The 24,126-nt window shown below is 73.7% G+C and carries 23 protein-coding genes; 15 read left to right on the forward strand and 8 right to left on the reverse strand.

Annotated elements, in window-relative coordinates; translation table 11 throughout:
• The first annotated feature begins 4 nt into the window (after positions 1–4).
• From CTE05_RS10410 to CTE05_RS10420, 3 genes are read left to right on the forward strand one after another with little or no spacing between them, the layout of a single operon-like run.
• Positions 5–1,024 carry an amidoligase family protein gene (locus tag CTE05_RS10410; RefSeq protein ID WP_246123502.1) on the forward strand — a complete coding sequence of 340 codons (1,020 nt, stop codon included), beginning with the start codon at positions 5–7 and terminating at the stop codon, positions 1,022–1,024.
• Positions 1,021–1,563 carry an RNA polymerase sigma factor gene (locus tag CTE05_RS10415; RefSeq protein ID WP_222595455.1) on the forward strand — a complete coding sequence of 181 codons (543 nt, stop codon included), beginning with the start codon at positions 1,021–1,023 and terminating at the stop codon, positions 1,561–1,563. Before CTE05_RS10410 ends, CTE05_RS10415 begins: the two co-directional genes overlap by 4 nt.
• Entirely contained in the window at positions 1,560–2,207 is a 648-nt protein-coding gene (locus CTE05_RS10420; RefSeq protein WP_146846063.1) for a hypothetical protein, read from the forward strand. Before CTE05_RS10415 ends, CTE05_RS10420 begins: the two co-directional genes overlap by 4 nt.
• Here CTE05_RS10420 and CTE05_RS10425 read toward each other — a convergent pair.
• The 3 genes from CTE05_RS10425 to CTE05_RS10435 all read right to left on the reverse strand — a co-directional run bounded on the left by CTE05_RS10425 (position 2,168) and on the right by CTE05_RS10435 (position 4,927).
• Positions 2,168–2,608, reverse strand: coding sequence for a hypothetical protein (locus tag CTE05_RS10425; protein ID WP_146846064.1), 441 nt, complete (start codon positions 2,606–2,608; stop codon positions 2,168–2,170). The two genes, CTE05_RS10420 and CTE05_RS10425, sit on opposite strands and share 40 nt — an antisense overlap.
• A 2-nt stretch (positions 2,609–2,610) precedes the next feature.
• Positions 2,611–3,075 carry a QcrA and Rieske domain-containing protein gene (locus tag CTE05_RS10430; protein ID WP_146846065.1) on the reverse strand — a complete coding sequence of 155 codons (465 nt, stop codon included), beginning with the start codon at positions 3,073–3,075 and terminating at the stop codon, positions 2,611–2,613.
• Between the two features lie 64 nt (positions 3,076–3,139).
• On the reverse strand, positions 3,140–4,927 hold the full coding sequence (locus tag CTE05_RS10435) for an MDR family MFS transporter (RefSeq protein WP_146846066.1): 1,788 nt from the start codon (positions 4,925–4,927) through the stop codon (positions 3,140–3,142).
• 156 nt (positions 4,928–5,083) lie between these two features.
• Between CTE05_RS10435 and CTE05_RS20270 the strand changes: the two genes are divergently transcribed.
• From CTE05_RS20270 to CTE05_RS20440, 8 genes are all read left to right on the forward strand, one after another.
• Positions 5,084–5,728: a hypothetical protein gene (locus CTE05_RS20270; RefSeq protein ID WP_186814824.1), complete on the forward strand. Its 645-nt coding sequence runs from the start codon at positions 5,084–5,086 to the stop codon at positions 5,726–5,728.
• 70 nt (positions 5,729–5,798) lie between these two features.
• The gene (locus tag CTE05_RS10445) at positions 5,799–6,518 is read left to right on the forward strand and encodes a YcnI family copper-binding membrane protein (RefSeq protein WP_146846067.1); all 720 of its coding nucleotides are present in this window, start codon (positions 5,799–5,801) and stop codon (positions 6,516–6,518) included.
• Entirely contained in the window at positions 6,515–7,144 is a 630-nt protein-coding gene (locus tag CTE05_RS10450; RefSeq protein ID WP_146846068.1) for a copper resistance CopC family protein, read from the forward strand. Before CTE05_RS10445 ends, CTE05_RS10450 begins: the two co-directional genes overlap by 4 nt.
• On the forward strand, positions 7,141–7,359 hold the full coding sequence (locus CTE05_RS10455; protein ID WP_146846069.1) for a hypothetical protein: 219 nt from the start codon (positions 7,141–7,143) through the stop codon (positions 7,357–7,359). Before CTE05_RS10450 ends, CTE05_RS10455 begins: the two co-directional genes overlap by 4 nt.
• Positions 7,356–9,455, forward strand: coding sequence for a bifunctional copper resistance protein CopD/cytochrome c oxidase assembly protein (locus CTE05_RS10460; RefSeq protein WP_146846070.1), 2,100 nt, complete (start codon positions 7,356–7,358; stop codon positions 9,453–9,455). The genes CTE05_RS10455 and CTE05_RS10460 overlap by 4 nt, the downstream gene beginning before the upstream one ends.
• A gap of 512 nt (positions 9,456–9,967) precedes the next feature.
• Positions 9,968–10,681, forward strand: coding sequence for a putative endonuclease domain-containing protein (locus CTE05_RS10465; protein ID WP_246123503.1), 714 nt, complete (start codon positions 9,968–9,970; stop codon positions 10,679–10,681).
• Positions 10,682–10,771: 90 nt separating this feature from the next.
• Complete coding sequence (locus CTE05_RS10470) at positions 10,772–12,823, forward strand: S9 family peptidase (RefSeq protein ID WP_246123505.1); 2,052 nt, start codon at positions 10,772–10,774, stop codon at positions 12,821–12,823.
• A gap of 93 nt (positions 12,824–12,916) precedes the next feature.
• Positions 12,917–13,240, forward strand: a complete 324-nt coding sequence (locus CTE05_RS20440; RefSeq protein WP_222595456.1) for a DUF6458 family protein — start codon at positions 12,917–12,919, stop codon at positions 13,238–13,240.
• Between the two features lie 64 nt (positions 13,241–13,304).
• Here CTE05_RS20440 and CTE05_RS10480 read toward each other — a convergent pair whose 3' ends face one another.
• The 5 genes from CTE05_RS10480 to CTE05_RS10500 all read right to left on the reverse strand — a co-directional run bounded on the left by CTE05_RS10480 (position 13,305) and on the right by CTE05_RS10500 (position 17,124).
• Positions 13,305–14,123 (reverse strand): anti-sigma factor, encoded by an 819-nt coding sequence (locus CTE05_RS10480; protein ID WP_246123507.1) that lies wholly within the window; start codon positions 14,121–14,123, stop codon positions 13,305–13,307.
• A gap of 7 nt (positions 14,124–14,130) precedes the next feature.
• Complete coding sequence (locus CTE05_RS10485; protein ID WP_146846105.1) at positions 14,131–14,739, reverse strand: RNA polymerase sigma factor; 609 nt, start codon at positions 14,737–14,739, stop codon at positions 14,131–14,133.
• Between the two features lie 59 nt (positions 14,740–14,798).
• On the reverse strand, positions 14,799–15,488 hold the full coding sequence (locus CTE05_RS10490) for a class F sortase (protein ID WP_146846073.1): 690 nt from the start codon (positions 15,486–15,488) through the stop codon (positions 14,799–14,801).
• An 8-nt stretch (positions 15,489–15,496) separates the two neighbouring features.
• Entirely contained in the window at positions 15,497–16,327 is an 831-nt protein-coding gene (locus CTE05_RS10495) for a DUF4397 domain-containing protein (RefSeq protein WP_146846074.1), read from the reverse strand.
• A gap of 92 nt (positions 16,328–16,419) precedes the next feature.
• Positions 16,420–17,124 carry an alpha/beta fold hydrolase gene (locus CTE05_RS10500; RefSeq protein WP_146846075.1) on the reverse strand — a complete coding sequence of 235 codons (705 nt, stop codon included), beginning with the start codon at positions 17,122–17,124 and terminating at the stop codon, positions 16,420–16,422.
• 64 nt (positions 17,125–17,188) lie between these two features.
• Between CTE05_RS10500 and CTE05_RS10505 the strand changes: the two genes are divergently transcribed.
• The 4 genes from CTE05_RS10505 to CTE05_RS10520 all read left to right on the forward strand — a co-directional run bounded on the left by CTE05_RS10505 (position 17,189) and on the right by CTE05_RS10520 (position 24,105).
• On the forward strand, positions 17,189–17,902 hold the full coding sequence (locus CTE05_RS10505) for a helix-turn-helix transcriptional regulator (RefSeq protein ID WP_146846076.1): 714 nt from the start codon (positions 17,189–17,191) through the stop codon (positions 17,900–17,902).
• A 157-nt stretch (positions 17,903–18,059) separates the two neighbouring features.
• Positions 18,060–20,438 (forward strand): glycoside hydrolase family 9 protein, encoded by a 2,379-nt coding sequence (locus CTE05_RS10510; RefSeq protein WP_222595457.1) that lies wholly within the window; start codon positions 18,060–18,062, stop codon positions 20,436–20,438.
• On the forward strand, positions 20,438–22,321 hold the full coding sequence (locus tag CTE05_RS10515) for an ABC transporter ATP-binding protein (protein ID WP_146846077.1): 1,884 nt from the start codon (positions 20,438–20,440) through the stop codon (positions 22,319–22,321). The genes CTE05_RS10510 and CTE05_RS10515 overlap by 1 nt, the downstream gene beginning before the upstream one ends.
• A complete protein-coding gene (locus CTE05_RS10520) occupies positions 22,318–24,105 on the forward strand; it encodes an ABC transporter ATP-binding protein (RefSeq protein ID WP_146846078.1) in 1,788 nt (595 codons plus the stop codon). The genes CTE05_RS10515 and CTE05_RS10520 overlap by 4 nt, the downstream gene beginning before the upstream one ends.
• Positions 24,106–24,126 lie beyond the last annotated feature (21 nt).

Here is a 24,126-nt window from a genome sequence, read left to right on the forward strand (position 1 = left end):
CGACGTGGACGAGCTGTCGCTGCGGACCGGGTTCGAGATCGAGCTGCTGGCCCCCGCAGGATCGGACCGGCAGGTGCTGGCCGACGACCTCGCCGCGCGCCTGGGCGGTCAGGTGCGACGGTCCTTCCACACCGACTCCGAGCCGTCGGTCGTGCCGGGCGTCGGTGTCTTCCGGCACCTGTCGCCGGCGTTCGACGTGGTCGACGCCGCGGGCCGGCCCGTCGCGCGGCTCGTCGACGACATCACCATCGAGGCCGACCTGCCGCCCGGCTCCCCTCGACGGCGGGGCTGGTACCGCGTCCTGTGCGACGACGCCCGGCTGCTGCGGCTGATCGAGCGGCACGCCGATCCCGACGCCCCGCTGGCCACGGTGCTGGACCCGATCGCCGAGCTGTTCGGGGTGCGCACCGAGCTCGTCGGCCCGGCTGCCCGGGTCGACGACCGCAGCGGTGCCACGGTCGCCGTGGCGATGCCGCTGCCGGGGGGACGCGAGCGGCCCTGCGAGATCATCACCCCGCCCCTCGAGACCGACCACGAGGCCGCGCTCGAACGGCTGCTCGCGCCTGCGCGCGAGCTGGGCTTCACCGTCCCCGGGGAGGCCGCCGTGCACCTGCACGTCGACGGGGCACCGTTCCGCCGACCGGAGGCCTTCGCCAACGTCGTCCGGCTGTTCGGCCACTGGCGGGACCAGCTGTGGACCGCGCTGGACACCAACCCCGCGTGCCGGCGACTCGCGCCGCTGCCCGAGGCGCTGCTGGACCTCGTCGAGAGCGACGACGACGCTGCCGCACGGGCGACCGGGCTGACCAAGTACGCCGACGTCAACCTCACGCAGCTCGTCACCAGCAGGCCCCTGCGGGACACGCTCGAGGTGCGGATCCTGCCCGGCGCGATCGACGCGTCGAGCATCGTGCGACGGGCTGCGCTCGTCGAGGCGCTGCTCGCCCGCTGCCTCGACCCGCGGCCGCTGCCCCGCCCGCGGGAGGGCGAGACGCTCGACGACCTCCTCGGGATCCGGCTGTGACCGCGGGCGTGGACAGCACACCCGTCCCGATCGTCGAGCCCGAGCTGGACGACCTGGTCCGGGTCCATCTCGCGGGGTTGCTGCGGTACGCCACGGTCCTCACGGGCGACGGGCACACCGCTGCCGACCTGGTCCAGGAGGTGCTCCTGCGGGCGCACGTGCGCTGGCACCGGATCGCGCTGATGGCCCGGCCCGACCTGTACCTGCGGCGGATGGTCACCAACGAGCACCTCTCGTGGCGCCGCCGGTGGCACGTCCGGACGATCCGCCCGGCCGCCGACGAGGTCCTCGCCGCCCACGCCGACTCCCACGGCGACCACGCCCACGGCGTCGTCGAGGAGGACGCGATGTGGGGGCACCTCGAACGGCTGCCACCACGGCAACGGACGGTGCTGGTCCTGCGGTACTACGAGGGACTCAGCGACGCGGAGATCGCCGAGGTCCTCGGCACCTCCCCGGCCACCGTCCGGTCCCACGCCAGCCGAGCGCTGGCCACCCTGCGCGACACCGACCTCAGCACCCGAACGGAGAAGCGATGAGCCCCCACGACGACGAGCTGGTCGCTCGGATCACCCGCGCGCTCCACTCACGGGACGCCGACCAGCCGGACCCGGCGGTCGTCGCGGCCCGCCTCCAGCAGGCCCTCGCGCACACGCCGGAGGCGACGGTGACCACCCTCGTGCGTCGCGGCGCGAAGGTCGCGGCCGCCGGTGCGGTCATCTCCGCGCTCGCCGTCGGTGGCGCCGGCGCGGCGGCCGCCGCGAACCCGTACTCCGGTGTCGCCCGGGTGGTCGAGGAGGTCGCGCAGACGGTGGGCGTCGAGTGGTCGGCGATGCCCGACGGGTACACGCGCGAGCAGTACGAGGCGTTTTGGGACGCCGGGTACACGATCGACGACGCGTGGGCGCTCGCGGACCTGTGGCACCTGGACATCACCGCGACGAAGGCGCAGGCCGGGCAGCTCCTCCTGGACGGGCAGGCGCCGCCCGTCGCGCCGGGTGCGACGGGCCAGGAGGAGGTGCTGGTGGACGTGGACCAGGAGCGTTACGACGCGTTCTGGGAAGCGGGCTACACCGTCGAGGACCTGGAGGCGCTCGAGGAGCTGTGGCACACCGGTCCAGCCGAGACGAAGGCGCGCGCCGGTCAGCTGATCCTCGACGGGGAACCGCTGCCGCTGGACTGAGCGACCGGGACGGGTGCGCGGCGCTCCACCAGGAGCGCCGCGACGCCCAGCACGATCGCGCCGATCTCCGAGATCGCCGACAGCCACACCGGGATGCCGACCCACCGCTCGTGCACGCCGAAGAACCCGCCGGGTGTCGTCGAGATGACGAACGCCGTCAGGGTCGCGGCGCCGAACCCGATCGCGCCCAGCAGCGGCAGCCAGTGCCGCCAGACGAGGACGAGGACGCCGAGGACGAGGCCGCCGACGCCGTTGAGCAGGAACGCCGGACCGACGACGTCGAGAGTGTTCATGCCGTTGGCCCACAGGTCGAGGTGGACCACGGCGGAGAGCATCACGCACGCGGACAGCAGTGCGCGCAGGACGTCGGACGCGGCCTGGGTGCCGGTGTGCCAGGACATGATCAGGCCTTCCCGGCGAGCACGGCACCGTTGCTGACGTGCACGTCGACCTCCGGCAGCGGCGACGGTGCGGGACCGGAGACGTTGGCGCCGGTCAGGTCGTAGACCGAGCCGTGGCACGGGCACACCAGTTCGTCGCCGTCGGGAGCGACCGTGCAGCTCTGGTGCGTGCAGACCGCCGACAGGGCGACGACGGTGCCCGCCTCGGGCTGGAGCAGGATGATCGGCTTGCCGTCGGCGTCCTTCGCGGAGAGCGCGCCGCCGACCGGGATGTCGGACACCTGCGCCAGCGCGCCACCGCTCGCCGCGGCGGGGGCGTCGTCGGACGGGGTGTCCGAGCCACCGCACGCGGCCAGCACGCCCGCCGCGGCGACGCCCACGGTGACCAGACCCGCCCGGACCAGCACCTCCCGCCGGTCCAGGCAGCCGTCGCAGGTGTGGGGGGTGCTCTGTGCTGTCACGGACATCGGGACCTCCGGGTCGGACCTGGTGGGGCTGACACCTGTGTCACGGTGCCGGGCCCGTCGAGGTTCACCCGGGTGCGGCACCAGTTCCAGGGTGCTCCGACCCGGCACGCTCCGCGCGGTCGACCGCTGCCTCGTCGGCGACGACGGCCGTGACCCCACCGACTGCCGTGACGCCACCCGAGGCGGCGGCCGCGGCGTCGTCGTCGAACCGTCCCTGGATGCCGGACACGTTCCGCAGCGGGAGCTCGGGCAGCATGATCGTCAGGATCACGCCGAGGACCATGATGAACGCGGCCAGCAGCAGGACGGTGTCCACCGACTGCGCGAACCCGTCGAGGAACGGCTGCGCGAGCCGCGGGTCGAGGTTGTTGATGAACGACGAGTCGTCCAGCGACGGCACCGCGCCACCGCCCTGCAGCATCCCGAGCACCGGCGCGTTCGCGGGATCGCCCACGACCGCGGGGTCCGCGACCGCCGCCTGGAACTCCGGCGTCTGCGAGGCGGTCCGGAACGCGGACGCGATGTTGGACCCGACCGTCGAGAACAGCACCGACAGGAACACCGCGGTGCCCAGCGTGCCGCCCATCTGCCGGAAGAAGAGCGACGACGACGTCGCGACGCCCATGTCCCGGACCTCCACGGCGTTCTGCACGGCCAGCACCAGCGGCTGCATCGTGAAGCCCAGACCGAGCCCGAAGAGGATCGACACCGCGAACACGTACGGCAGCGTCGTGTCGGCCTGGAGCCGGGAGAAGAGCAGCGCGCCGAGGCCCATGAGGATCGTGCCGATCACGGGGAACGCCTTGTAGCGGCCGGTCCGCGACGTCGTCTGGCCGGCGACGATCGAGCCCGTCATGATCCCCAGCGTGAACGGGATGAGCGTCAGCCCGGCCTCGGTGGGGGACTGTCCCTTGACGATCTGCAGGTAGAGGGGCAGCGTCGCCAGACCGCCGAACATGCCCAGACCGATCACGGTGTTGGCGGCTGCGCCCACGGAGAACGTGCGGTTCCGGAACAGGGAGAGCGGCAGGATCGCGTCCGCCTCGGCGCACCGCTCGGCCAGGAGGAACGCCGCGACCCCGAGCACGCCGACGGCGTAGCAGGCGATCGACCGCGGCGAGTCCCAGCCCCACAGGCGCCCCTGCTCGGCGACCACCAGCAGCGGCACCAGCGCGACGACGAGTGCGAGCGCACCCGGGTAGTCGATCCGGTGCTCGACGCGGCGCAGCGGCGGCAGGTGCAGGACGCGCGCGACGACGACGATCGCGAGGATGCCGATAGGCACGTTGATGAGGAAGACCCAGCGCCAGCCGGTGATCCCGAGGATGGTCTCCGCCCCTGCGAAGAACCCGCCGACCACGGGACCGAGCACCGACGCGGTGCCGAACACCGCGAGGAAGTAGCCCTGGTACCGGGCCCGCTCCCGGGGGGCGACGAGGTCGCCGAGGATCGTGATCGCGAGCGCCATGAGACCACCGGCGCCGAGGCCCTGGACGCCGCGGTACACCGCCAGCTGGTACATCGAGTCGGCGGTGCCGGACAGCAGCGAGCCCACCACGAAGACCGAGATCGAGATCAGGTACAGCGGCTTGCGGCCGTAGATGTCGGAGAGCTTGCCGTACAGCGGCGTCGAGATCGTCGCCGTGAGCAGGTACGCGGTGGTCACCCACGCCTGCAGGGACAGGCCGTGCAGGTCGTCGCCGATGGTCCGGATGGACGTCGCGACGATCGTCTGGTCGAGCGCGGCGAGGAACATGCCGAGCATCAGGCCGCCGAGGATCGTGAGGATCTCCCGGTGCGTCGGGGGCACGAACGTCTGCCGCTCGGGGACGGCTGTGTGCTGTGGAGGCATCGGACCTTCTCGACGGAAATGATTGCGCAGGACAACTGATGTGACGCAACAACCGTGCCCCCGTGATGTGTTCCCCGCCACAGGGACGTCGACCCATCACGGATAAACGCTTCAGCGGGGCGGACGCCGCTCACCCGCCGCGGCTACGGTGTCGGGATGCCCACGCCTGCGTCCGGCCCCCTGCGCCTCGCGCGCGGGGCCGTCGTCGCCGTCGTGACCATCGCGCTCGCGGCCCTCGCGCACGTGCTCGCCGGTGGGTCGCTGCCGCCTTTCGTCGTCGTGGTCGCCCTGACCGCGATCGTGCTGGCCGCCGCCGTGGTGCTGACCGGCCGCCGGCTCGGGCCGGTCGGGGCCGTCGCCCTGCTCGGGGCCGGACAGCTCGCGGTGCACTCGTCGTTCAGCCTGTTCACGTCGATGGCGTGCATGCCGGGGCCGATGGACCAGGCCTCGATGTTCGGGCACCAGCACCACCCCGGCATGGTGATGCAGTCGCAGACCGCCTGCACGGCGGTCGACCCCGCGGTCGTGCAGCCGCTGCTCGGCGCCGCGCCGATGCTGGTGCTGCACGTCGTCGCGACCGTCGTCGCGGCCCTCGTGATCGTCGGCGCCGACCGCGCGCTGTGGTGGCTCGCCGCGTGGCTCCGGCCGCTCGTCGGCGGACCCGCGCCCGTCGTCGTCGTCCCCCGCCCCGCGTTGCCGACGCCGGCCGAGGTGCCCTGGTCCGGCCACGCCTGGTGGCGTGACGTCGTGCCGCTGCGCGGGCCACCCGCGTGGCAGTCGCCCACGGTCCCCCCGCGCTGATCGGTCGCGGTCGGGGACCGTGCGCGCGCGCCCGTCCTCGACCACCACCAGCACCCCAGGGACCTCACCCATGCGTTCTCTCGCACGCCTCGGCGCGACCGCCGCCGTCACCCTCGCCCTCGCCGTCATCCCCGTCTCCGCCGCCTCCGCGCACGTCCGGGTGGTCCCCGAGCAGACCGCCGCAGGAGGATGGACCGTGCTCACGTTCCGCGTCCCCAACGAGTCGGAGACGGCCGCGACCTCGCAGGTCACCGTCGACCTCCCGACGGACACGCCGCTCCTGTCCGTCTCGACCCGGCCGGTGCCCGGCTGGACCGCCACCGTCGAGACCGCCCCCCTGCCCGAACCGGTCGACTTCTATGGCACCGAGCTGACCGAGGCGCCGTCCCGCGTGGTGTGGACCGCGCAGCCGGGCGCCGAGATCGCCGACGGCCAGTTCCAGGAGTTCAAGGTGTCCGCCGGCCCCCTGCCCGACGCCGGCACCCGGCTCGTCCTGCCCGCCCACCAGACCTACACCGACGGGACGGTCGTCGACTGGGTCGACGTCGCCGAGGAGGGCGCCGAGGAGCCCGCGCACCCGGCCCCCGAGCTGACGACGACCGAGGGTGCCGACGAGCACGCGGTCGCCGACGAGGTGTCCGTCGAGGAGGTGGCCGCCGTGTCCGCGGCCCCCCCGACGACGCCCGAGCCCGACACGCTCGCCCGCGTCCTCGGGGGAGTCGGTCTGGCGCTCGGGGCAGTCGCGCTCGTCATCGCGCTGCTCGGTCGTCGCCGCCGCGGTGACGCATGATCAGGCGGACCGTCGCGGGCCTCGCCGGCCTCGTGCTCAGCCTCGCCGCCGTCGTCGTCGCGGCCCCCGCCGCCCAGGCGCACAACGTGCTGCAGAGCACCAGCCCCGCAGCCGGGTCCACCGTCCCGTACGTCCCCGAGATCGTCACGCTGACGTTCAACGAGCCCGTGCTGTTCGTCGGGACGCAGATCATGGTGCACACCGCCGACGACACGATGGTCAACATCGGCCCGCCGATCCTCGTCGACACCACCGTCTCGCAGGCCGTCACCGGTGAGCTCCCCGCGGGCGAGTACACCGTCCTGTACCGGGTGACGTCCGCCGACGGGCACCCCATCGAGGACCAGTTCACCTTCACGGCCGCGGAGTCCATGACGTACGGGGCGACGACGCCGGCGGCCAGCCCGACGCCGACGACCTCCGCCGAGGTCCGGGCGAGCGAGTCGGCCGCGCCGTCCGTGGCGCCCGCACCGCCTGCCGCGGAGGGCCGCGTCTCCGGCGCGGTCCTCGTCGGGATCGTCGCCGTCCTGGTCGTCGTCGGAGCCGTCGTCGCGTGGCTGCTGCTGCGTCGACGCCCGACCGGGCCGCCGACGGACCCGCCGTCGGGCGCACCACCGGGGTCGTGAGCGGGCCGGCCGTCCGCGCCATCGGCACCGTCATCGTGAGCGGGCGCCTCGCGGCGGCCACCCGCAGGCTCGGCGCCGGGTCGGCGGGCGGACGCTCCGGTGGCGCCGTCCCGTCGCTCGTCGGGGAGGGCGTCGAGCGGCCCGCCGCGGCCGTCCGCGACGTGACCGACGGCATGTCGGACCGGTCGCCGAACCGACCTACGCTGGTGCGATGACTGCGCCGGTGACGAGCGCCGGCCGCGCAGGTGCCGGTGGGCAGGGGGTCGACGCGCGTCGGCCCCCGAGCCCCTGGCGCGTGCTCGCTCTGGTGCTCGCCGCCGTCGCCGCCGCCCTGCTCGGGGTCGCGTTCTCCGGCGCCGCGCTCCCCGCCCTGCTCCGCGACCCGGGCGCCGCGGTGCGCTGGGGGCTGCCGGCGACGGAGGTGCTCACCGAGCTCGCGGGGTCGGTGACGCTCGGCGCGCTCGTCCTGGCCGTGTGCGTGCTGCCGCGCCGGGCCGTCGTCGCGTCGACCCGCACCGCACGAGCGGGCATGGGCACCGCCGACGGGCGGGCGTACCCGCGCAGCACGCTCCTGGCCGGGTTCGCCGCGGGCGCCTGGACGCTCCTGTCGATCGTGCACCTGGTGCTCACCTACGCGAACGTCGCCGGTCGCCCGCTGGACTCGGCGTCGTTCGGCGCGGAGCTCGGCGTGTTCGTCACGCAGATCGACCTCGGCCGCACCCTGCTGCTCATCACCACGGTCGCGGCCGTCGTCACGGCGCTCGCACTCGTCGTCACCACCCCCACCGGCGCCGCCTGGACGGCCGCGATCGTGCTCGTCGCGCTCTGGCAGCAGGCGCAGCTCGGGCACGCCGCTGGTGCGTCCGGGCACGACATCGCGACGTCGTCGATGGTGGTCCACCTCGTCGGCGCCGCGATCTGGATCGGGGCGCTCGCGGCCCTCGCGCTGCTGGTCCGCCGGGTCGGCACCGACCTGTCCGCGTCGGTCGCGCGGTACTCGGTCATCGCCGGCTGGTGCTTCGTCGCCGTCGCCGTGTCGGGCCTGGTCAACGGCCTGCTGCGCACCACCGGCTGGAGCGACCTGACCACCACCTACGGCCTCCTGCTGCTCGGCAAGGTCGCCCTGTTCGGCGTGCTCGGGCTGCTCGGGCTGGCCCACCGCCGCACCGTCCTGCCGCAGCTGGCGACGCGCACCACCGACTGGCTGTTCTGGCGGCTCGTCCTCGTCGAGCTGACCGTCATGGGGGCCGTCTCCGGGGTCGCCGTCGCGCTCGGGGAGACCGCGCCGCCCGTGCCGGAGGAGCCGCCCGCCGACCCGTCGCCCGCCTACCAGCTCACCGGCCACCCGCTGCCGCCCGAGCCTGCGGGGCTCCGCTGGGTCACCGAGTGGCGCTGGGACCTCGTGCTGGCGTCCGCGGCCGTCGCCGGGCTGGTCGTCTACTGGCGGTGGGTGCTGCGGCTGCGCCGCCGCGGCGACTCCTGGTCGATGGCCCGCGCCGCGTCGTGGACCGTCGGCATGGTCCTGTTCTTCTGGGCCACCAACGGCGGACCCGCCCTCTACGGGCACGTCCTGTTCAGCGCGCACATGGTCCAGCACATGGTGCTCGCGATGGTCGTGCCCCTGTTCCTCGCGCTCTCGGCACCCATCACCCTCGCCCTGCGCGCCCTCCCCGTCCGCGCGACGCAGCTGCGCGACGACGACTCCCGCGGCCCGCGCGAGTGGATCCTCACCCTCGTCGACAGCCACGTCGGGCACTTCCTCGCGCACCCCGTCGTCGCCGCCGTGAACTTCATCGGGTCGATGCTGCTCTTCTACTACTCGGGCCTGTTCGAGTGGTCGCTGCGCAGCCCCGTCGGGCACCTCGCGATGGTGGTGCACTTCACCGCCGCCGGGTACCTGTTCGTGAACGCGCTCGTCGGCATCGACCCCGGGCCGCGTCGCCTGCCCTACCCGCAGCGGCTGCTCCTGCTGTTCGCGACGATGGTGTTCCACGCGTTCTTCGGTGTGACCCTCGTGTCCGGCGAGTCGCTCTCCGTGGCCGACTGGTTCGGGCTCATGGGCCGTCCCTGGGGCCCGTCCGCGATCGCCGACCAGCAGCTCGGCGGCGCGATCACGTGGGGCATCGGCGAGATCCCGACCCTCGCCCTGGCGATCGGCGTGGCGCTCGCCTGGTCCCGCGACGACGACCGCACCGCCCGCCGCCGCGACCGCCAGGTCGACCGCGACGGCGACACCGAGCTGGACGACTACAACAAGATGCTCGCCGGCCTGGCCGACCGCGACACCCACCCCCGCACCCCGCAGGACTGACCCGCGGCACCCGCCCGGCGAACCCGACATGGGCGTCGTCAACGGCGGCATCACGACTCTCATGTCAGGTTCGCCTCCCGACCCGCTGGCCGCCACGTGGTCGCCGCGGCGGGCCCGCCCGGCGAGCCCGACATGGGGGTCGTCATGGGCCGCATCACGACCCTCATGTCGGGTTCGGCCCGGGCGGTGGTGAGGCGTCCACAGCCCTGACGTGGGGAGGGGAGGCCACTGGGGCGGTCCCGTCGGCCGCCGTGATCACGGCGGGGCGCTGGGATGGGGCCGTGCGTCCTGTGCAGCCACCTCCCCTGTCGTTGCTGACGCTGGCGCGGCGGCAGGAAGGGCTGGTCTCAGCGGGACAGTGTGACCGGGCGGGGGTCGGCACAGCCCGACGTGCCCGGCTCGTGCGGGACGGCTGCTGGGGGTTGCCGACGCGGGCCGTGTTCGACGTCGAGCCCGGTCGCGACCGGCGCGTCGACGCGGACCATCGGCGGCGTCGGGCTGCATGGCTCGGGATGCTCGCTTTCGGGCCCCGGGCGATCGCGGTGGGTCCGTGTGCTCTGGCGCTGCACGGGGTCGAGGGCCTGCCGGGGAACCTCCACCCGGAGATCGCACTGCCAGGCCGGTCCGCCGGTCGGCACCGCGACGACATCCGCGTCCGCACCTTCGGGCAGTTCGAGGTGCTCCGGTACGGCGAGCGAGCGATCGCCGACCTGGTGCCAGCCCTCGTGCAGGCCCTGCCCGAGCTCCCTCGCCGGCACGCCGTTGCCGTGCTCGACGGTGTGCTGCGGCGGGGGTCGCTGACCGGTGCGGCGTTCGAGGTGGTCCGCGAGCGCGTGCGCGGTCGTCGCGGGAGCGCTGGTCTGACCGGGTGGTGGTCGCTCGTGGACCCGCGCGCGGAGTCGCCGCTGGAGACGTTCGCGCGGCTCGAGTGCGTGGACGCGGGCGTGCCACCGGACGACCTGCAGGTGGAGATCCGGTCCGCGCGCGGGCAGCTGGTGGGCCGCGGTGACCTGGGTTGGCGTCTGCCGGGCGGCCGCTGGCTGATCGCGGAGATCGACGGCCGTGAGTTCCATGAGCGACCTGAGGCCCTGCTGCGCGACCGCAGCCGCCAGAACGCCCTGATGAGCACGGGCCGGGTCGACATCCTCCGGTTCACGGCGGCCGACGTGGCAACCCGAGGACGCATCCCGACGACGGTCCGCACAGCCCTCGCGCGCCACCGCTGAGCCGCCGAACCCGACATGGACGTCGTGTCGAGCTCCACAACGACGCCCATGTCGGGTTCGACGCCGGGGCGTCGTGATAGGACGGAGCGCATGACGTTTCTTGATCTGGAGCAGTACGTCGCTATCCCTCGCCTCAGTGGGTTGGTGCTGTCGCCGGACGGGTCGCGGTTGGTCACGAGCGTCGCGACGCTCGACGCCAAGGCGACCAAATTCGTGACCGCGCTGTGGGAGGTCGACCCGACCGGTGAGAAGCCTGCTCGGCGCCTCACCCGGAGCGCCAAGGGGGAGGCGAGCGCCGCGTTCACCCAGAACGGGGACCTGCTGTTCACCAGCGCGCGCCCGGACCCGGACGGCAAGGCGGACGACGACGAGCCGGTGCCGGCGCTGTGGCTGATGCCGCGCGACGGTGCGGAGGCGCGCGTGGTCGCGGACCGTGCGGCGGGCCTGGGCGGCGTGCAGGTGGCTCGCGACGCCGACGTCGTGCTGGTCGGCTCGGACGTCCTGCCGAGCGCGACCGACGCGGAGACCGACGAGAAACTGCGCAAGGCCCGCAAGGAGAAGAAGGTCGCGGCGATCCTGCACGACGGCTACCCGGTGCGGTTCTGGGACCACGACCTGGGGCCGGAGTCGCCGCACTGGTTCGTCGCGGACATCGGCACGGACGTCGTCGCGCCCCTGGCCGGGGCGAAGGACCCCCGGCTCACGCTCACGGACGTGACTCCGGGCGCGCGGTCGGCGCTGGTCGAGCAGGGCGCCGCGATCAGCCCGGACGGGCGGACGGTGGTGACCGGCTGGAACCAGCCGCTCGCGCGCGGGTCGCAGCGGGGGCGGCTGGTCGCGATCGACGTGGCGTCGGGGGAGCACCGCGTGCTCGTCGACGATCCCGCCGCGGACCTCTGGTCGCCCGTGATCTCGCCGGACGGGCAGTGGGTGGCGTTCGCGCGCGAGACCCTGTCGACGCCGCACGACGCCCCGCGGGTGACGCTGCAGCTGGTCGCGCTCGCCGGCGGGGAGCCCCGGACGCTCGTCGAGAGCTGGGACCGCTGGCCGCAGCACCCGGTCTGGCTGCCGGACAGCACGGCCCTGCTCGTGTCGGCCGACGACGACGGGCGCGGGCCGGTGTTCCGGGTCGACCTGGCCTCCGACGAGGTCACGCGGGTGACCAGCGACGACGCGACGTTCACGGACGTGTCGGTGAGCCCGGACGGGTCGGTGGCGTTCGCGCTGCGGTCGTCGTACGAGGCGCCGTCGCACCCGGTGCGGATCGACCTGGAGACCGGCGAGACGACGGCACTGCGCAGCCCGGCCGCGACACCGGAGCTGCCCGGCACGCTCACGGAGGTGGAGACGACGGCGGAGGACGGCCGGCGCGTGCGCGCCTGGCTGGCGCTCCCCGAGGGTGGAGGGAAGGCGCCGCTGCTCCTGTGGATCCACGGCGGTCCGCTGGGGTCGTGGAACGCGTGGTCGTGGCGGTGGAACCCGTGGATCCTCGTCGCGCGCGGCTATGCGGTCCTGCTCCCCGACCCCGCGCTGTCCACCGGCTACGGCCAGGACTTCGTGCAGGCCGGCTGGGGGGCGTGGGGCGCGGCGCCGTACACCGACCTCATGGCCATCACGGACGAGGTCGTGCGGCGGGACGACATCGACGAGACGCGGACGGCCGCGATGGGCGGGTCGTTCGGCGGCTACATGGCGAACTGGGTGGCGGGGCACACGGACCGGTTCCGGGCGATCGTCACGCACGCGAGCCTGTGGGCGCTGGACCAGTTCGGTCCGACGACGGACGCGGCCTACTACTGGGAGCGGGAGATGACCGCCGAGATGGCGCTCGAGAACTCGCCGCACCGGTTCGTCGAGAAGATCGTCACGCCGATGCTCGTCGTGCACGGCGACAAGGACTACCGCGTGCCCATCGGCGAGGGGCTGCGCCTCTGGTACGAGCTGCTGTCCCGGAGCGGGCTGCCGGCCGACGAGAACGGGAGGTCCCCGCACCGGTTCCTGTACTTCCCCGACGAGAACCACTGGGTGCTCACCCCGCAGCACGCGATCGTCTGGTACCAGGTGGTCGAGGCGTTCCTGGCGGAGCACGTACTCGCCCAGACGGGTGAGAATGCGCCGGTTTATCCCGATCTCCTGGGGTAGGAAGCGCTCTCAACGTGCGAGGTGGCCCAGGTCGGGCCAGACTCGCCGGTCGAGGCCGAGCGACCCACGCACGGCTCGACGAAAGGACCGACTATGGGTATCGGAGGCGGAATCGCCCTCATCGTCATCGGTGCGATCCTCTCGTTCGGCGTCAGTGACGCCATCGAGGGAGTCGACCTGACGGTGGTCGGCTACATCTGCATGGGTGCCGGTGTCGTCGCGCTGATCCTGGCGATCGTGCTCAACAGCCAGCGCAGCCACACCTCCCACACCGCGGTCGTCGAGCAGCGCACCACGCCGAACGCGCCCGCCGCGCCGGCTGCGGCCCCGGTGCAGCAGGTCCAGCCGGTGCAGCCCGTGCAGCCGGTGCAGCCCGTCCAGCAGCAGCAGCCGCCGGCAGCGCCCCCGGCCGTCTGACCCGGGCACGCACCGAGAACGCCCCCTCCTTGCGGAGGGGGCGTTTCTCATGCCATCAGCGTGCTCAGGCCTCCAGCGGGCCCCGGACGATCGAGTCGCCGGAGTGTGCGGGGTCGCCGTCGAACTGCTCCTCGGAGACGTCGACCACGGAGAACTGGTCCAGGTCGAGGCCGGCGGGCAGGTCGAAGCGGCCGGACGTCCCGGCGAGGGTGCCCAGGCTGACGAGACCGCTGACGTCCGGCTTGAGCAGCCAGACCTCACGGAAGCCGTCCTCGGAGGACTCGCTCTGGTCCACGTCGACGACGAGGACGCGCGAGCCGTCGGACCGCGTCTCGACGACCGCCGACCCGGACGCGTCCCACCCGGGCAGCGGTTCGAGGACCGCGGTCGCGACGACCGTGACCGGGTCGGGCCGGTTGGCGACCCACCACGTCGCGCCACCGCCGACGACGAGGCCGACCGCGGCGGCCGCGGCGATCCAGCGGCCGGCGCGGGGACGTCGCGAGTCGAGAGACACGACCGGGGCGACGCCCTCCGACGGCGACGAGGCCGGTGCGCCAGGCGGCGGCGTCGAGGTACCGGTCTCAGGTGCCGACGGCGAGGCGGGCGCGGGCGAGCGCCACGCGTCGGGCGCTGGCGGTGTCGGCGTCGAGGACGCGGCCGCCCCGCCGGCGAGCCCGAGCTCCGCGGCGACGCGGTCCCACACGTGCGGTGCGGGCGGGACGAGGATGGTGTCGGCGCCGCCGGAACGTGCCAGACCGACGACGTCGGTCAGCGACGCCAGCTCGTCGGTGCACCGCTCGCACTCCTCGATGTGTGCGAGGTCAGAGGTCGTGCCGGCGGGCTCGCCGAGGGCGAGGAGCGCGAGCACGTCGTCGTCCACGTGGGACTCATCGAACGGCACCGTCCACCTCCCATCGGGTCCGTAGCCGGGCAAGACTGCGCCGGACGTGGCTCTTGACCGTGCCCAGCGGCAGGTCGAGCCGGTGCGCGATCTGGTCGTGCGTGAGGTCGTCGTAGAACGCGAGCCGCAGGATGGTGCGCTGCGGGTCCCCGAGCCGGTCCAGCTCGTCGGCGACGAGGACCTGGTCGACGACGCGGGTGTCGACGGAAGGTACGGGGAGCTCCTGCGCGCCGGCCACCGACTTGTCCCGCAGCCGCCGGTCCCGAGCCCGCTTCTCGTGAGTGTCCGCCACGACGTGCCGGGTGATGCCGAGGATCCAGGCGGGCAGCCGGGACTTGTCGGGGTCGAACCGTTCGCGGCTGCGCCACGCCTCGACGAACACCTGCTGGGTGACGTCCTCCGCGTCGGTGACGCTGCCGAGCGAGCGGAGCGCGACGGTGTGCACCAGCGCGGACCAGCGGCGGTACGCCTCGGCGATGGCCGTCTCGTCCCCGCGCACGAAGGCCGCGCCGAGCTCCTCGACGTTCTCGCCGTCCGGGTCGAGCCGGTGCGCAGGGCGCGACGAGTCAGGGGAACCGGGCGCGGCTGCGCTCACGAACGGCTCCTCCCTCGTCGGCTCCCGGACGACGGGAGCGATCAGCAGCGTAGTCACGATTACCCACCGATCGGCTCGGCGGTGACGACGACGTTGTCCGTATAGTGCCCGATGTCGCGGCGGAACGTGCCACCGCAGGTCACGAGCACGAGTCGCGGCGCGCCCGACCGGTCGAACCACTGGTCCACGGGGGCCCCGTCCTTGGGGACCTTCTCGACGGTGACGACGCGGTACTCGTGCGGGCTGCCGTCGGCGCTGGTGACGGTCACCGCGGCACCGACGGCGACGTCGCGCAGCCGCGCGAACTGCCCGACGCCGGTCTGGACGCTGTCGACGTGCGCGGCGACGACGGTCGCCCCGGCGGGGTCCGCGGGTGCGGGGCCGAACCGGTACCAGCCCGCGCGGTCGGCGTCCTCGGGGATCTCCATCTCGCCGTCGTCGCGGACCCCGACCGGGTCGACGGCCATGTCGATGCCGACGTCCGGCACGACGATCTGCACGGGTGGCGGCGTCGCGACGACCGGGGCGAGGGTCGCGTCGACGATGGGGACGGACGGCACGACGGAGGTCGGTCGCGGCGTCGCCGTGGGGGACGGCGACGCCACGACCTCCGGCCCGGGGGAGGACTCCGGGCCGGTGCACGCGGTCAGCAGGCCGGTCGCCGTGCCGAGTGCGACGACCGACGCGAGCACGCGTGCCGAGACCCGGGAGGGCGCGGACGCTCTCCCGGGTCGCGACGTGTGCGTCATGGCGATGGTCAGCCGCGCTGGGTGGCGGCGCGACGGGCGAACCCGGCACCCACGAGACCGGCGACGGCCAGACCGGCGATCGCGAACGTCCACGCGGCCGAGCCGTTCTCGGACACGAGGCCGGCCTCGCCGGCGTTCACGCCGGACGGGTTGCTGTGCAGACCGGTGATGGTCTGCGTGGCGAGCGCCAGCGTGGCGGGCGACGCGGTGGCGCTGCCCCACGCGTAGACGATCGTGCTGGTGCCCTCGGCGACCGTCACGTCGGCCGGGCCGAGCAGCGCGGGCGTCGTGGTCCCGGTGGCCGTGACGCTCGCGGAGACCGTACCGGCCGGGAGGTTGAGCACCTGCTCGTTCGGGTTGGTGAGGTTGGTGATCACCGGGGTGGTGCCCGCGAGCACGTCGACTCCGGGTGCGGCGGCGACGTGCCGGACGGTGAGCCGGCCCTCGCCCGCGGCGGTGGCCGAGATGTCGTTGGTGAACAGGGTCGCGGTCGGGGCGCCCGCGGCGTCCAGGTGGGCGGCGGCCGTGTAGTTCTTGCCGGCCTCGAGCGCGAGGTCGACCGGGCCGATCGCGGGGGAGCTGGCGTCGGCCGCGTCGGCCGCGGTGATCGCGACGGTGTACGTGCCGGCGGGCAGGTCCAGCGGACCGGCGAGCGAGCCGGGCGTGAAGTCGTCGAGCGTCCGTTCGCCGTTGACCCAGACGTCGACCGTGAGGCCGGGGACGCCGTGGAGCACGGAGAGCTTGGCGGGGTCGGCCACGGCCGCGGACGCGGGAACCGTGGCGAGGGTGACGAGGGCGAGCGTCCCGGCTGCGATGCCGGACAGGAGTCGTGCGCGCATGGTGCGTCCTTCGAGGACTGGCCCGGCGGGTACGTCGGGCGGCCGATGTGCTGACACCCCCTCTTCACCCGCCGGGCCGTTCTCGGATGCACTTATGCGCGGGCAGCCTGCGCGATCGCCGCAGCGAGGTCGACGGGCCGCGAGAACATCGGCCAGTGTCCCGTCGGCAGGTCGACGTACGTGAGGTCGTGCGCGGCGCCCAGCTCGGTGTGGAACGGCGGGCCGCCGTGGGCCATGGGCTTGAGCTGCTCGGACGGCAGGCTGGTGCAGATCGCGGTCGCGGGGACGTCGAGCCGGCGGGGGTCGCTGACGTGCACGGCGCCCCGGACCACCTGGGCGGGGTGCGGCACCGCCCGGCGACGGAACTCCGCGAGGCCGTCCTCGGAGATGCCCTCGATGCTCGACCCCTGCGCGGCGAACTCCTCCCACGTGGGCAGCGGGACCTCGACCGGCTCGGTCGCGGAGGCGTCGATGGCGCCGCCGTCCTCGAGCGGGCCCGAGTCGACGTAGATCGCGCGACGCACCCGGTCGGGCCGCTGGTCGACGACCTCGCCGACGAGGGCGCCGCCGCCGCTGTGGCCGACGAGGACGACGTCGCCGTCGAGGGCGTCGACGAGGTCGGTGAGGGCGCGGACGTGGTCGGCGCGGGTGATGTCGCGACGGTCCGCACCGGGGTCGAGGCCGGGCAGCGTCGGCGTGTGGACGTCGAACCCCTCGGGGAGAGCGGCGACGACGGCGTCCCACGCCCAGCCGCCGAGCCAGAAACCGGGAACGAGGATCAGTGGAGTAGTGGTCATGCATCCATCGTGAACCGGGTCCGGTGACACCGGGGTGTCACCTTTGTGTCACCATGCTGGGACCATGAACCGGACCGATCGTCTGTACGCCCTCGCCGAGGAGCTGCGCCGCGTCGGACCCGCGGGCACGACGAGCACCCGGCTGGCCCGCCTGTTCGAGGTGTCCGCGCGCACGGTCAAGCGCGACGTCTCCGCGCTCCAGCAGGCGGGCCTGCCGGTGACGGCGCAGGCGGGGCTCGGGGGCGGGTACGTACTGGACGCGTCCGTCGGCCTCCCGCCCGTGAACTTCACGCCCGCCCAGGCGGTCGCCCTCGCGCTCGCGGTGAGTGCTCTGCCGGCCGGCAGCCCGTTCGGCACGGACGCGGAGGCGGCACGCGCGAAGGTGCTCGACGCCCTGCCGACCGCCGACCGGGCGCGCGCCGACGAGCTGTCGGGCCGGGTGTGGTCGCGACCGGAGCACCCCGGGGACGTGGCGACCGCGCAGGTGCTGCGGGCGGTCGAGGAGGCGCTCGGGCGGCACCGGGTGCTGGCGATCGAGTACCGCAGCGCGGACGGGACCGTCAGCCGGCGCCGGATCGAGCCGGTGCTGCTCGCCCGCACGGAGGGCCACTGGTACGTCGCGGCCTGGTGCCAGTGGCGGGAGGCGATGCGCTGGTTCCGGCTGGCTCGCATCCTGCGCGCGGACCTGACTCCGGAGCGCTACACCCCGCGTCCCGTGGGCGACGTCGGCGAGCCCCCTCCGGACGCGTACCCGGTCTCGTCGCGACCGTCCGACTGACCCGCCACCGAGAACGGCACTTCGGCACCAGAGCGGCAGTTCGAACTGCCGCTCTGGTACCAAAGTCACGTTCTCGACACGGTGGCGCGAAAGCGGTGGATCGACACGGGGGCGACCACTACTTTGAGAGCGCTCTCAGCCGGTCGAAGGAGTCCGCGTGCGTCCTGTCCTGCCCCTGGTAGCCGTCCTGCTGCTGGCCACGGCCGTCCCGGCCGCTGCCGCGGACGGTCCCGAGCTCGTCCCGAACGGGTCGTTCGACGCCGAGGCCGCTCCGTGGTGGACGACGCCGGACATGGTCGCGGACACCTCGTCGGGAAGCCTGTGCGTGGACGTGCCGGGTGGGTCGAGCACCGCGTGGTCGTCGATCGTCGGGGTCGACGGCGTGCCGCTGGTCAAGGGCGAGACGTACCGGTTCGCGTTCACGGCCAGCGGCACGGCCGAGGTGCCGATCCGCGCGCTCGTCCAGATGAACACCGAGCCGTGGACGTCCACGTCCGAGGTCGGCCCGGTCATGCAGCCGGAGCCGCAGCCGTACGAGGTGGGGTTCACGTCGACGATGGACTGGCCCGCCGGGCAGGTCGTGTTCCAGGTGGGCGGCGCGGCGGACGACTGGCGGTTCTGCGTAGACGAGGTGTCGGTGCACACCGGTGAGCTGCCCGCGCCGTTCGAGCAGGAGACCGCGACCCGGGTCCGCGTGAACCAGGTGGGCTACCTGCCGACGGGCCCGAAGCGCGCGTCGCTGGTGACCGAGAAGACGGACCCTCTGCCGTGGCGGCTGCTCGACACCGACGGCGAGGAGGTCGCGACGGGCACGACGACCCCGCGGGGCGAGGACCGGACGGCCGACGAGAACGTCCACGTGATCACGTTCGACGAGGTCGACGCGACCGGCGAGGGTTTCACGCTCGTCACGGACGGCGAGACCAGTCACCCGTTCGCGATCTCCGCGGACCTGTACGCGGACCTGGCGACGGACGCGTTCGGCTACTTCTACCTCGCGCGCAGCGGCATCGAGATCGACGGGGCGCTCGTCGGCGACGAGTACGCGCGCCCGGCGGGGCACCTCGACGTGGCGCCGAACACCGGGGACACCGCCGTCGGCTGCCAGGCGCCGCAGCCCTGGTACGCGGGCTGGACGTGCGACGGCACGTTCGACGTCCGCGGCGGCTGGTACGACGCGGGCGACCACGGCAAGTACGTCGTCAACGGCGGGATCGCGGTGCACCAGCTGCTCGACACGTGGGAGCGGGCGCTCGTGGTGCAGGGCAGGAAGACGGCCGAGGCCGGTCCGCTCGCCGACGGCACCGCACGGATCCCCGAGGCGGGCAACGGCGTGCCGGACGTCCTCGACGAGGCCCGGTGGGAGCTCGAGTGGATGCAGCGGATGCAGGTGCCGGCGGGTCAGGAGCACGCCGGGCTGGTCTTCCACAAGGTGCAGGACGACGGCTGGACAGGGCTGCCGCTGGCACCCGACGAGGACCCGCAGACCCGTCAGGTGCACCGGCCGTCGACCGCCGCGACGCTCAACCTCGCCGCGGTCGCCGCCAAGGGCGCGCGGCTGTGGGAGCCGTACGACGAGGAGTTCGCCGCGGGCCTGCTGGAGTCGGCGCGCGTCGCGTGGGCTGCGGCGGTCGAGACCCCCGACCTGTACGCGTCCGCGCTCGACGGCAACGAGGGCGGTGGGCCGTACGACGACAAGGACGTGTCCGACGAGTTCTACTGGGCGGCCGCCGAGCTCTACCTGACCACCGGTGAGGACGAGTTCGCCGACGCGGTGACCGGCTCCCCGGTGCACTCCGCGGACCTCGCCGGTGCGGTCGCGTTCGACTGGCAGCGCACCGCGGCGCTCGGCCGGATGGACCTGGCGCTGGTGCCGAGCGACCTGACCGACCGCGACGCGGTCCGCGACTCGGTGGTCACGCTCGCCGACTTCGCGCTCTACCAGCAGGGGAAGGCGTTCTTCGGGCAGCCGTACCAGCCGTCCGACGCGCGGTTCGAGTGGGGCTCCAACGGGATCATCCTGAACAACGCGGTGACCCTCGCGGCGGCCGCGGACCTCACGGGTGACGAGACGTACCGCACCGCAGCGCTGGAGAGCCTGGACCACGTGCTCGGCCGCAACGCGCTCGACCAGTCCTACGTCACCGGCTACGGCACCCAGTTCTCGCAGAACCAGCACCACCGGACGTTCGCCGCGCAGCTGGACCCGACCCTCCCGCACCCGCCCGCCGGCACCCTGTCGGGCGGCCCGAACAGCTCGATCCAGGACCCCGTCGCGGCGCAGACCTGGCCGCAGGGGTGCGTCGCGCAGCGCTGCTACCTGGACGACATCCAGTCCTGGTCCACCAACGAGATGACGATCAACTGGAACTCGTCGCTGACGTGGATGGCGGTGTGGGCGTCCTCCGACGAGGTCGTCGAGAACGGGCCGAAGGTCGTCCTGCCATTCCGGCTCTGGATGGTCGGCGCCGTCGTCGTGGGCCTGCTCGCACTCACCGCCGTCGGCCTCGTGGTCGTCCGGAGGAGGAGGACGTGATGCTCGGGTCGTGGTACCGCTCCGCCGTCCTGCCTCGCCGGGACATCGCCCGGCTGCTGCCCACCGCGGGGTGGGGCCTGGCGATCGGCCTGCTCGTGCTCGACGTCGTGCTCGGGCTGCTGCCGGTTGCCTTCGTGCTGGCCACGTCCGTGGTCGTCGGGCAGGTTCCCGCGGCCGTCGACGGCGGGACGGGGTCGGCGGCGTGGGGCGACCTGGTGCGGACGTTCGTGCTGGCGGCGGTCCTGTTCCTCGCGCGGCAGGTGCTCGCCCCTGTCCAGACCGCGCTGGGCGTGCGCGTGCAGCGGCGCGTCGACGGTGCCCTGCGCGACCGGGCGCTGCGGGTCGCGCTGCGGTCGACGAGCATCGCGCCGATGGAGGACCAGGCCACCCTGGAGGCCCTGACGGAGGCCACCCGGGAGTTCGAGGCCGACTTCCGTAGCCCGGGGGCGTCGGCGGCGGGTCTGGTGAACCTCGTCGCGCGCTACGTGCAGCTGCTGGGGTTCGCGACGATCGTCGGTGTGGTCGTGTCCTGGCCGGCCGCGGCGGCGCTGTTCGTCGCGACGATGGTGTTCCGCTACGGGCAGCGCGGCGGGCTGCGCCGGTACTCGGAGGTGTGGAAGGACGTCGTCGGCTTCCGCCGCCGCTCGGTGTACCTGCGCGAGCTCGCGATGGGGCCCGAGGCCGCCAAGGAGATGCGGGTGTTCGGCCTCGCGGACTGGTTCTCCGACGAGTACACCGAGGCGACGCGGAACATGCTCGACCCGGTGGCGGTGCGCCGCCGCCAGATCTACCTGGTGCCGTACCTCGTCTACACCGCGATCGGGCTGGTGATCAGCGCGTCGGTGCTCGTGACCGTCGCCCGGTCCGCGTCGGCCGGCGAGATCACGCTGACCGCGCTGGCGCTCGGCATCCAGTCGGTGGTCGCCGCGATCGCGCTCGGCGAGTACTACCCCGAGTCGGACGTCCAGACGCAGTACGGCATGCAGGCCGTCCGGGCGCTCGCCGAGTTCGAGGAGCGGATGACGGCGGCCGAGTCGCGGCTCCCGCAGACCGGCCCCGGGCTGCCCGTGCCGCCGGACGCTCCGTCGACCGCGCTCCGGTTCGAGGACGTGCGCTTCACGTACCCCGGCAGCACCCGGCCGGTCCTCGACGGTCTCGACCTGGACCTGCCCGCCGGCCTGTGCACGGCGGTCGTCGGCGTGAACGGCGCGGGCAAGACCACGCTGGTCAAGCTGCTCACCCGACTGCACGAGCCCACCGGTGGCCGGCTCACGGTGGACGGCACCGACCTGGCCGACCTCGACGTCGCGGCGTGGCGCCGCCAGGTCAGCGTGGTCTTCCAGGACTTCGTCCGGTACGAGCTGTCGGCGGCGGACAACATCGCCGTCGGCGCCGTGCACGCCCCGCGGGAGGCGGCCGTGCTGCGCGGTGCGGCCGAGAAGGCGGGGATCGTCGACGCCGTCGACGCGCTGCCCGATGGCTTCGACACCACCCTGTCGCGCGCGTACGAGGGCGGCGCCGACCTGTCCGGCGGGCAGTGGCAGCGGATCGCGATCGCCCGGTCGCTGTACGCGCTGGAGGCGGGCGCGCGGTTGCTCGTGCTGGACGAGCCGACGTCCGCGCTCGACGTCCGGGCGGAGGCCGAGTTCTTCGACCGGTTCGTCGAGCTCACGCGCGGCGTCACGTCGGTGCTCATCTCGCACCGGTTCTCGAGCGTGCGGCGGGCGGACCGGATCGTCGTCATCGACGCGGGCCGGGTGGTCGAGCAGGGCACGCACGACGAGCTCGTCGCGGCCGACGGGCACTACGCCCGGCTGTTCCGGCTGCAGGCCGAACGGTTCGCCGCAGGACTGGACGCCGACGGGAACGAGGTGGACGCATGAGGCAGACGGTGCAGGGGAGCTGGGCGCTGTTCCGGCTGGCCGGGAGCATCAGCCCCGGGAAGCTCGCGCTGTCGTCGGTGCTCATGGTGCTGCAGTCGGTGGCGCTCCCGCTGGCCGCACCGGCGCTCGCGGCCCTGACCGACGCCGCCATCGCCGGGGACGCCCGGCGCGCGTCGATCGCGGGCGTGCTCGTCGCGGTGCTCGTCGTCGCGGCGCTCACCGCGGGCCACTTCGCGCACATCTTCTACTTCGAGCTGGGCGACGAGGCCGTCATGCGCCTGGAGCGCGACCTCATCGCGCTCGCGCACGACTCTCCGGGCATCGAGCACCACGAGCGACCCGAGTACGCCGACCGGCTGCAGGTGCTGCGCACGGAGCTGAGCCGGTCGGGCTGGGGGTCGATGCAGGCGCTGCTGTCCGCTCTCGGGCTCGGTGTCGCGCTCGTCATCACGGGGGTCCTGCTCGCGCAGCTCAACCCGTGGCTCCTCCTCCTGCCGCTCGCCGCGCTGCCCCCGCTGGTCCTCGGCAAGCGCGCGGAGAACGTCCTGGGTGCCGCCCGCGCGGCTGCCGCCGCCGACAACCGTCGTGCGCGGCACCTGTTCGTCCTGTCGCTCGACGCCGCCGCCGCGAAGGAGCTGCGCACGTGCGGCCTGGGCGACGAGGTACGGACCCGGCTGCGGACGTCGTGGGACGCGGCGACCGCGATCCTGTGGGCGGGCGAGGTGCGCGCCGACACGCTGCGTGCGGCCGGGCAGCTGGCGTTCGCGGTCGCGTACGTGGCGGCGACGCTCCTGGTCCTGCGCGACGCGGTGGCCGGGCAGCGGACGGTCGGTGACGTGGTGCTCGTCATCACGCTCGCGTCGCAGGTGAACCAGCAGGTCACGGCCGCCGTCACGATCCTCCAGCAGCTCCAGCGGGCGGCCCGGAGCATGACGGACCTGGCGTGGATGCGGGAGCTGGTGCGGTCGCAGACGGTGCACGGCGCGCAGGTGGCGGCCCCCGACGTGCTGCGCGACGGCATCCGGCTGGACGGCGTCTCGTTCACCTACCCGGGCACGGACGCGCCTGTCCTGGAGGCGGTCGACCTGGTGCTCCCGGCCGGCACGAGCGTCGCGATCGTCGGCGAGAACGGCGCCGGCAAGACCACCCTGGTCAAGCTCCTCTGCCGGTTCTACGCCCCGACGACGGGCACGATCACGGTGGACGGCGTCGACCTGCACGACCTCGACCCCGTCGGGTGGCGCGACCGCACCGCGGCGGGCTTCCAGGACTTCTGCCGGTTCGAGCTGCTGGCGCGGCAGAACGTCGGCGTCGGGGACCTGCCGCGGATCGACTCGGACGAGGCCGTGCTGGGCGCCCTGGACCGCGCGCACTCGTCCGACGTCCTGGCGCGTCTCGAGGACGGCCTCGAGACGCAGCTGGGCACCAGCCACGCCGACGGTGCGCAGCTGTCCGGCGGGCAGTGGCAGAAGCTCGCGCTCGGCCGGGCGATGATGCGCGAGCAGCCGCTGCTCGTGGTGCTCGACGAGCCGACGTCGGCACTCGACGCCCAGGCCGAGCACGACCTGTACGAGCGGTACGCCGCGCACGCGAAGGCCGTCGGCGCGACGACCGGCGCGGTGACGGTGCTGGTCTCGCACCGGTTCTCGACCGTCCGCATGGCCGACCTCATCCTGGTGGTCGCCGACCACCGGATCGTGGAGTCCGGGTCGCACGAGGAGCTGGTGGCTCTCGGGGGCCTGTACGCGGAGCTGTTCGGGATCCAGGCGGCGGCCTACCTCTGAGTGTCGCGTGTGGGTGCCGAC

The organism is Cellulomonas terrae (assembly GCF_007990265.1).
GTDB classification, from domain to species: Bacteria; Actinomycetota; Actinomycetes; order Actinomycetales; family Cellulomonadaceae; genus Cellulomonas; species Cellulomonas terrae.

Excerpts from the sequence above, each read along its gene's own strand:
- CTE05_RS10435 (WP_146846066.1), bottom strand. The coding sequence starts at position 4,927 with ATGCCTCCACAGCACACAGCCGTCCCCGAGCGGCAGACGTTCGTGCCC.
- CTE05_RS10460 (WP_146846070.1), top strand. The coding sequence starts at position 7,356 with ATGACTGCGCCGGTGACGAGCGCCGGCCGCGCAGGTGCCGGTGGGCAG.
- CTE05_RS10420 (WP_146846063.1), top strand. The coding sequence starts at position 1,560 with ATGAGCCCCCACGACGACGAGCTGGTCGCTCGGATCACCCGCGCGCTC.
- CTE05_RS10500 (WP_146846075.1), bottom strand. The coding sequence starts at position 17,124 with ATGACCACTACTCCACTGATCCTCGTTCCCGGTTTCTGGCTCGGCGGC.
- CTE05_RS20270 (WP_186814824.1), top strand. The coding sequence starts at position 5,084 with ATGCCCACGCCTGCGTCCGGCCCCCTGCGCCTCGCGCGCGGGGCCGTC.
- CTE05_RS10495 (WP_146846074.1), bottom strand. The coding sequence starts at position 16,327 with ATGCGCGCACGACTCCTGTCCGGCATCGCAGCCGGGACGCTCGCCCTC.
- CTE05_RS10470 (WP_246123505.1), top strand. The coding sequence starts at position 10,772 with ATGACGTTTCTTGATCTGGAGCAGTACGTCGCTATCCCTCGCCTCAGT.
- CTE05_RS10505 (WP_146846076.1), top strand. The coding sequence starts at position 17,189 with ATGAACCGGACCGATCGTCTGTACGCCCTCGCCGAGGAGCTGCGCCGC.
- CTE05_RS10465 (WP_246123503.1), top strand. The coding sequence starts at position 9,968 with ATGCTCGCTTTCGGGCCCCGGGCGATCGCGGTGGGTCCGTGTGCTCTG.
- CTE05_RS10490 (WP_146846073.1), bottom strand. The coding sequence starts at position 15,488 with ATGACGCACACGTCGCGACCCGGGAGAGCGTCCGCGCCCTCCCGGGTC.
- CTE05_RS10425 (WP_146846064.1), bottom strand. The coding sequence starts at position 2,608 with ATGTCCTGGCACACCGGCACCCAGGCCGCGTCCGACGTCCTGCGCGCA.
- CTE05_RS20440 (WP_222595456.1), top strand. The coding sequence starts at position 12,917 with ATGGGTATCGGAGGCGGAATCGCCCTCATCGTCATCGGTGCGATCCTC.
- CTE05_RS10515 (WP_146846077.1), top strand. The coding sequence starts at position 20,438 with ATGCTCGGGTCGTGGTACCGCTCCGCCGTCCTGCCTCGCCGGGACATC.
- CTE05_RS10450 (WP_146846068.1), top strand. The coding sequence starts at position 6,515 with ATGATCAGGCGGACCGTCGCGGGCCTCGCCGGCCTCGTGCTCAGCCTC.
- CTE05_RS10430 (WP_146846065.1), bottom strand. The coding sequence starts at position 3,075 with ATGTCCGTGACAGCACAGAGCACCCCCCACACCTGCGACGGCTGCCTG.
- CTE05_RS10445 (WP_146846067.1), top strand. The coding sequence starts at position 5,799 with ATGCGTTCTCTCGCACGCCTCGGCGCGACCGCCGCCGTCACCCTCGCC.
- CTE05_RS10520 (WP_146846078.1), top strand. The coding sequence starts at position 22,318 with ATGAGGCAGACGGTGCAGGGGAGCTGGGCGCTGTTCCGGCTGGCCGGG.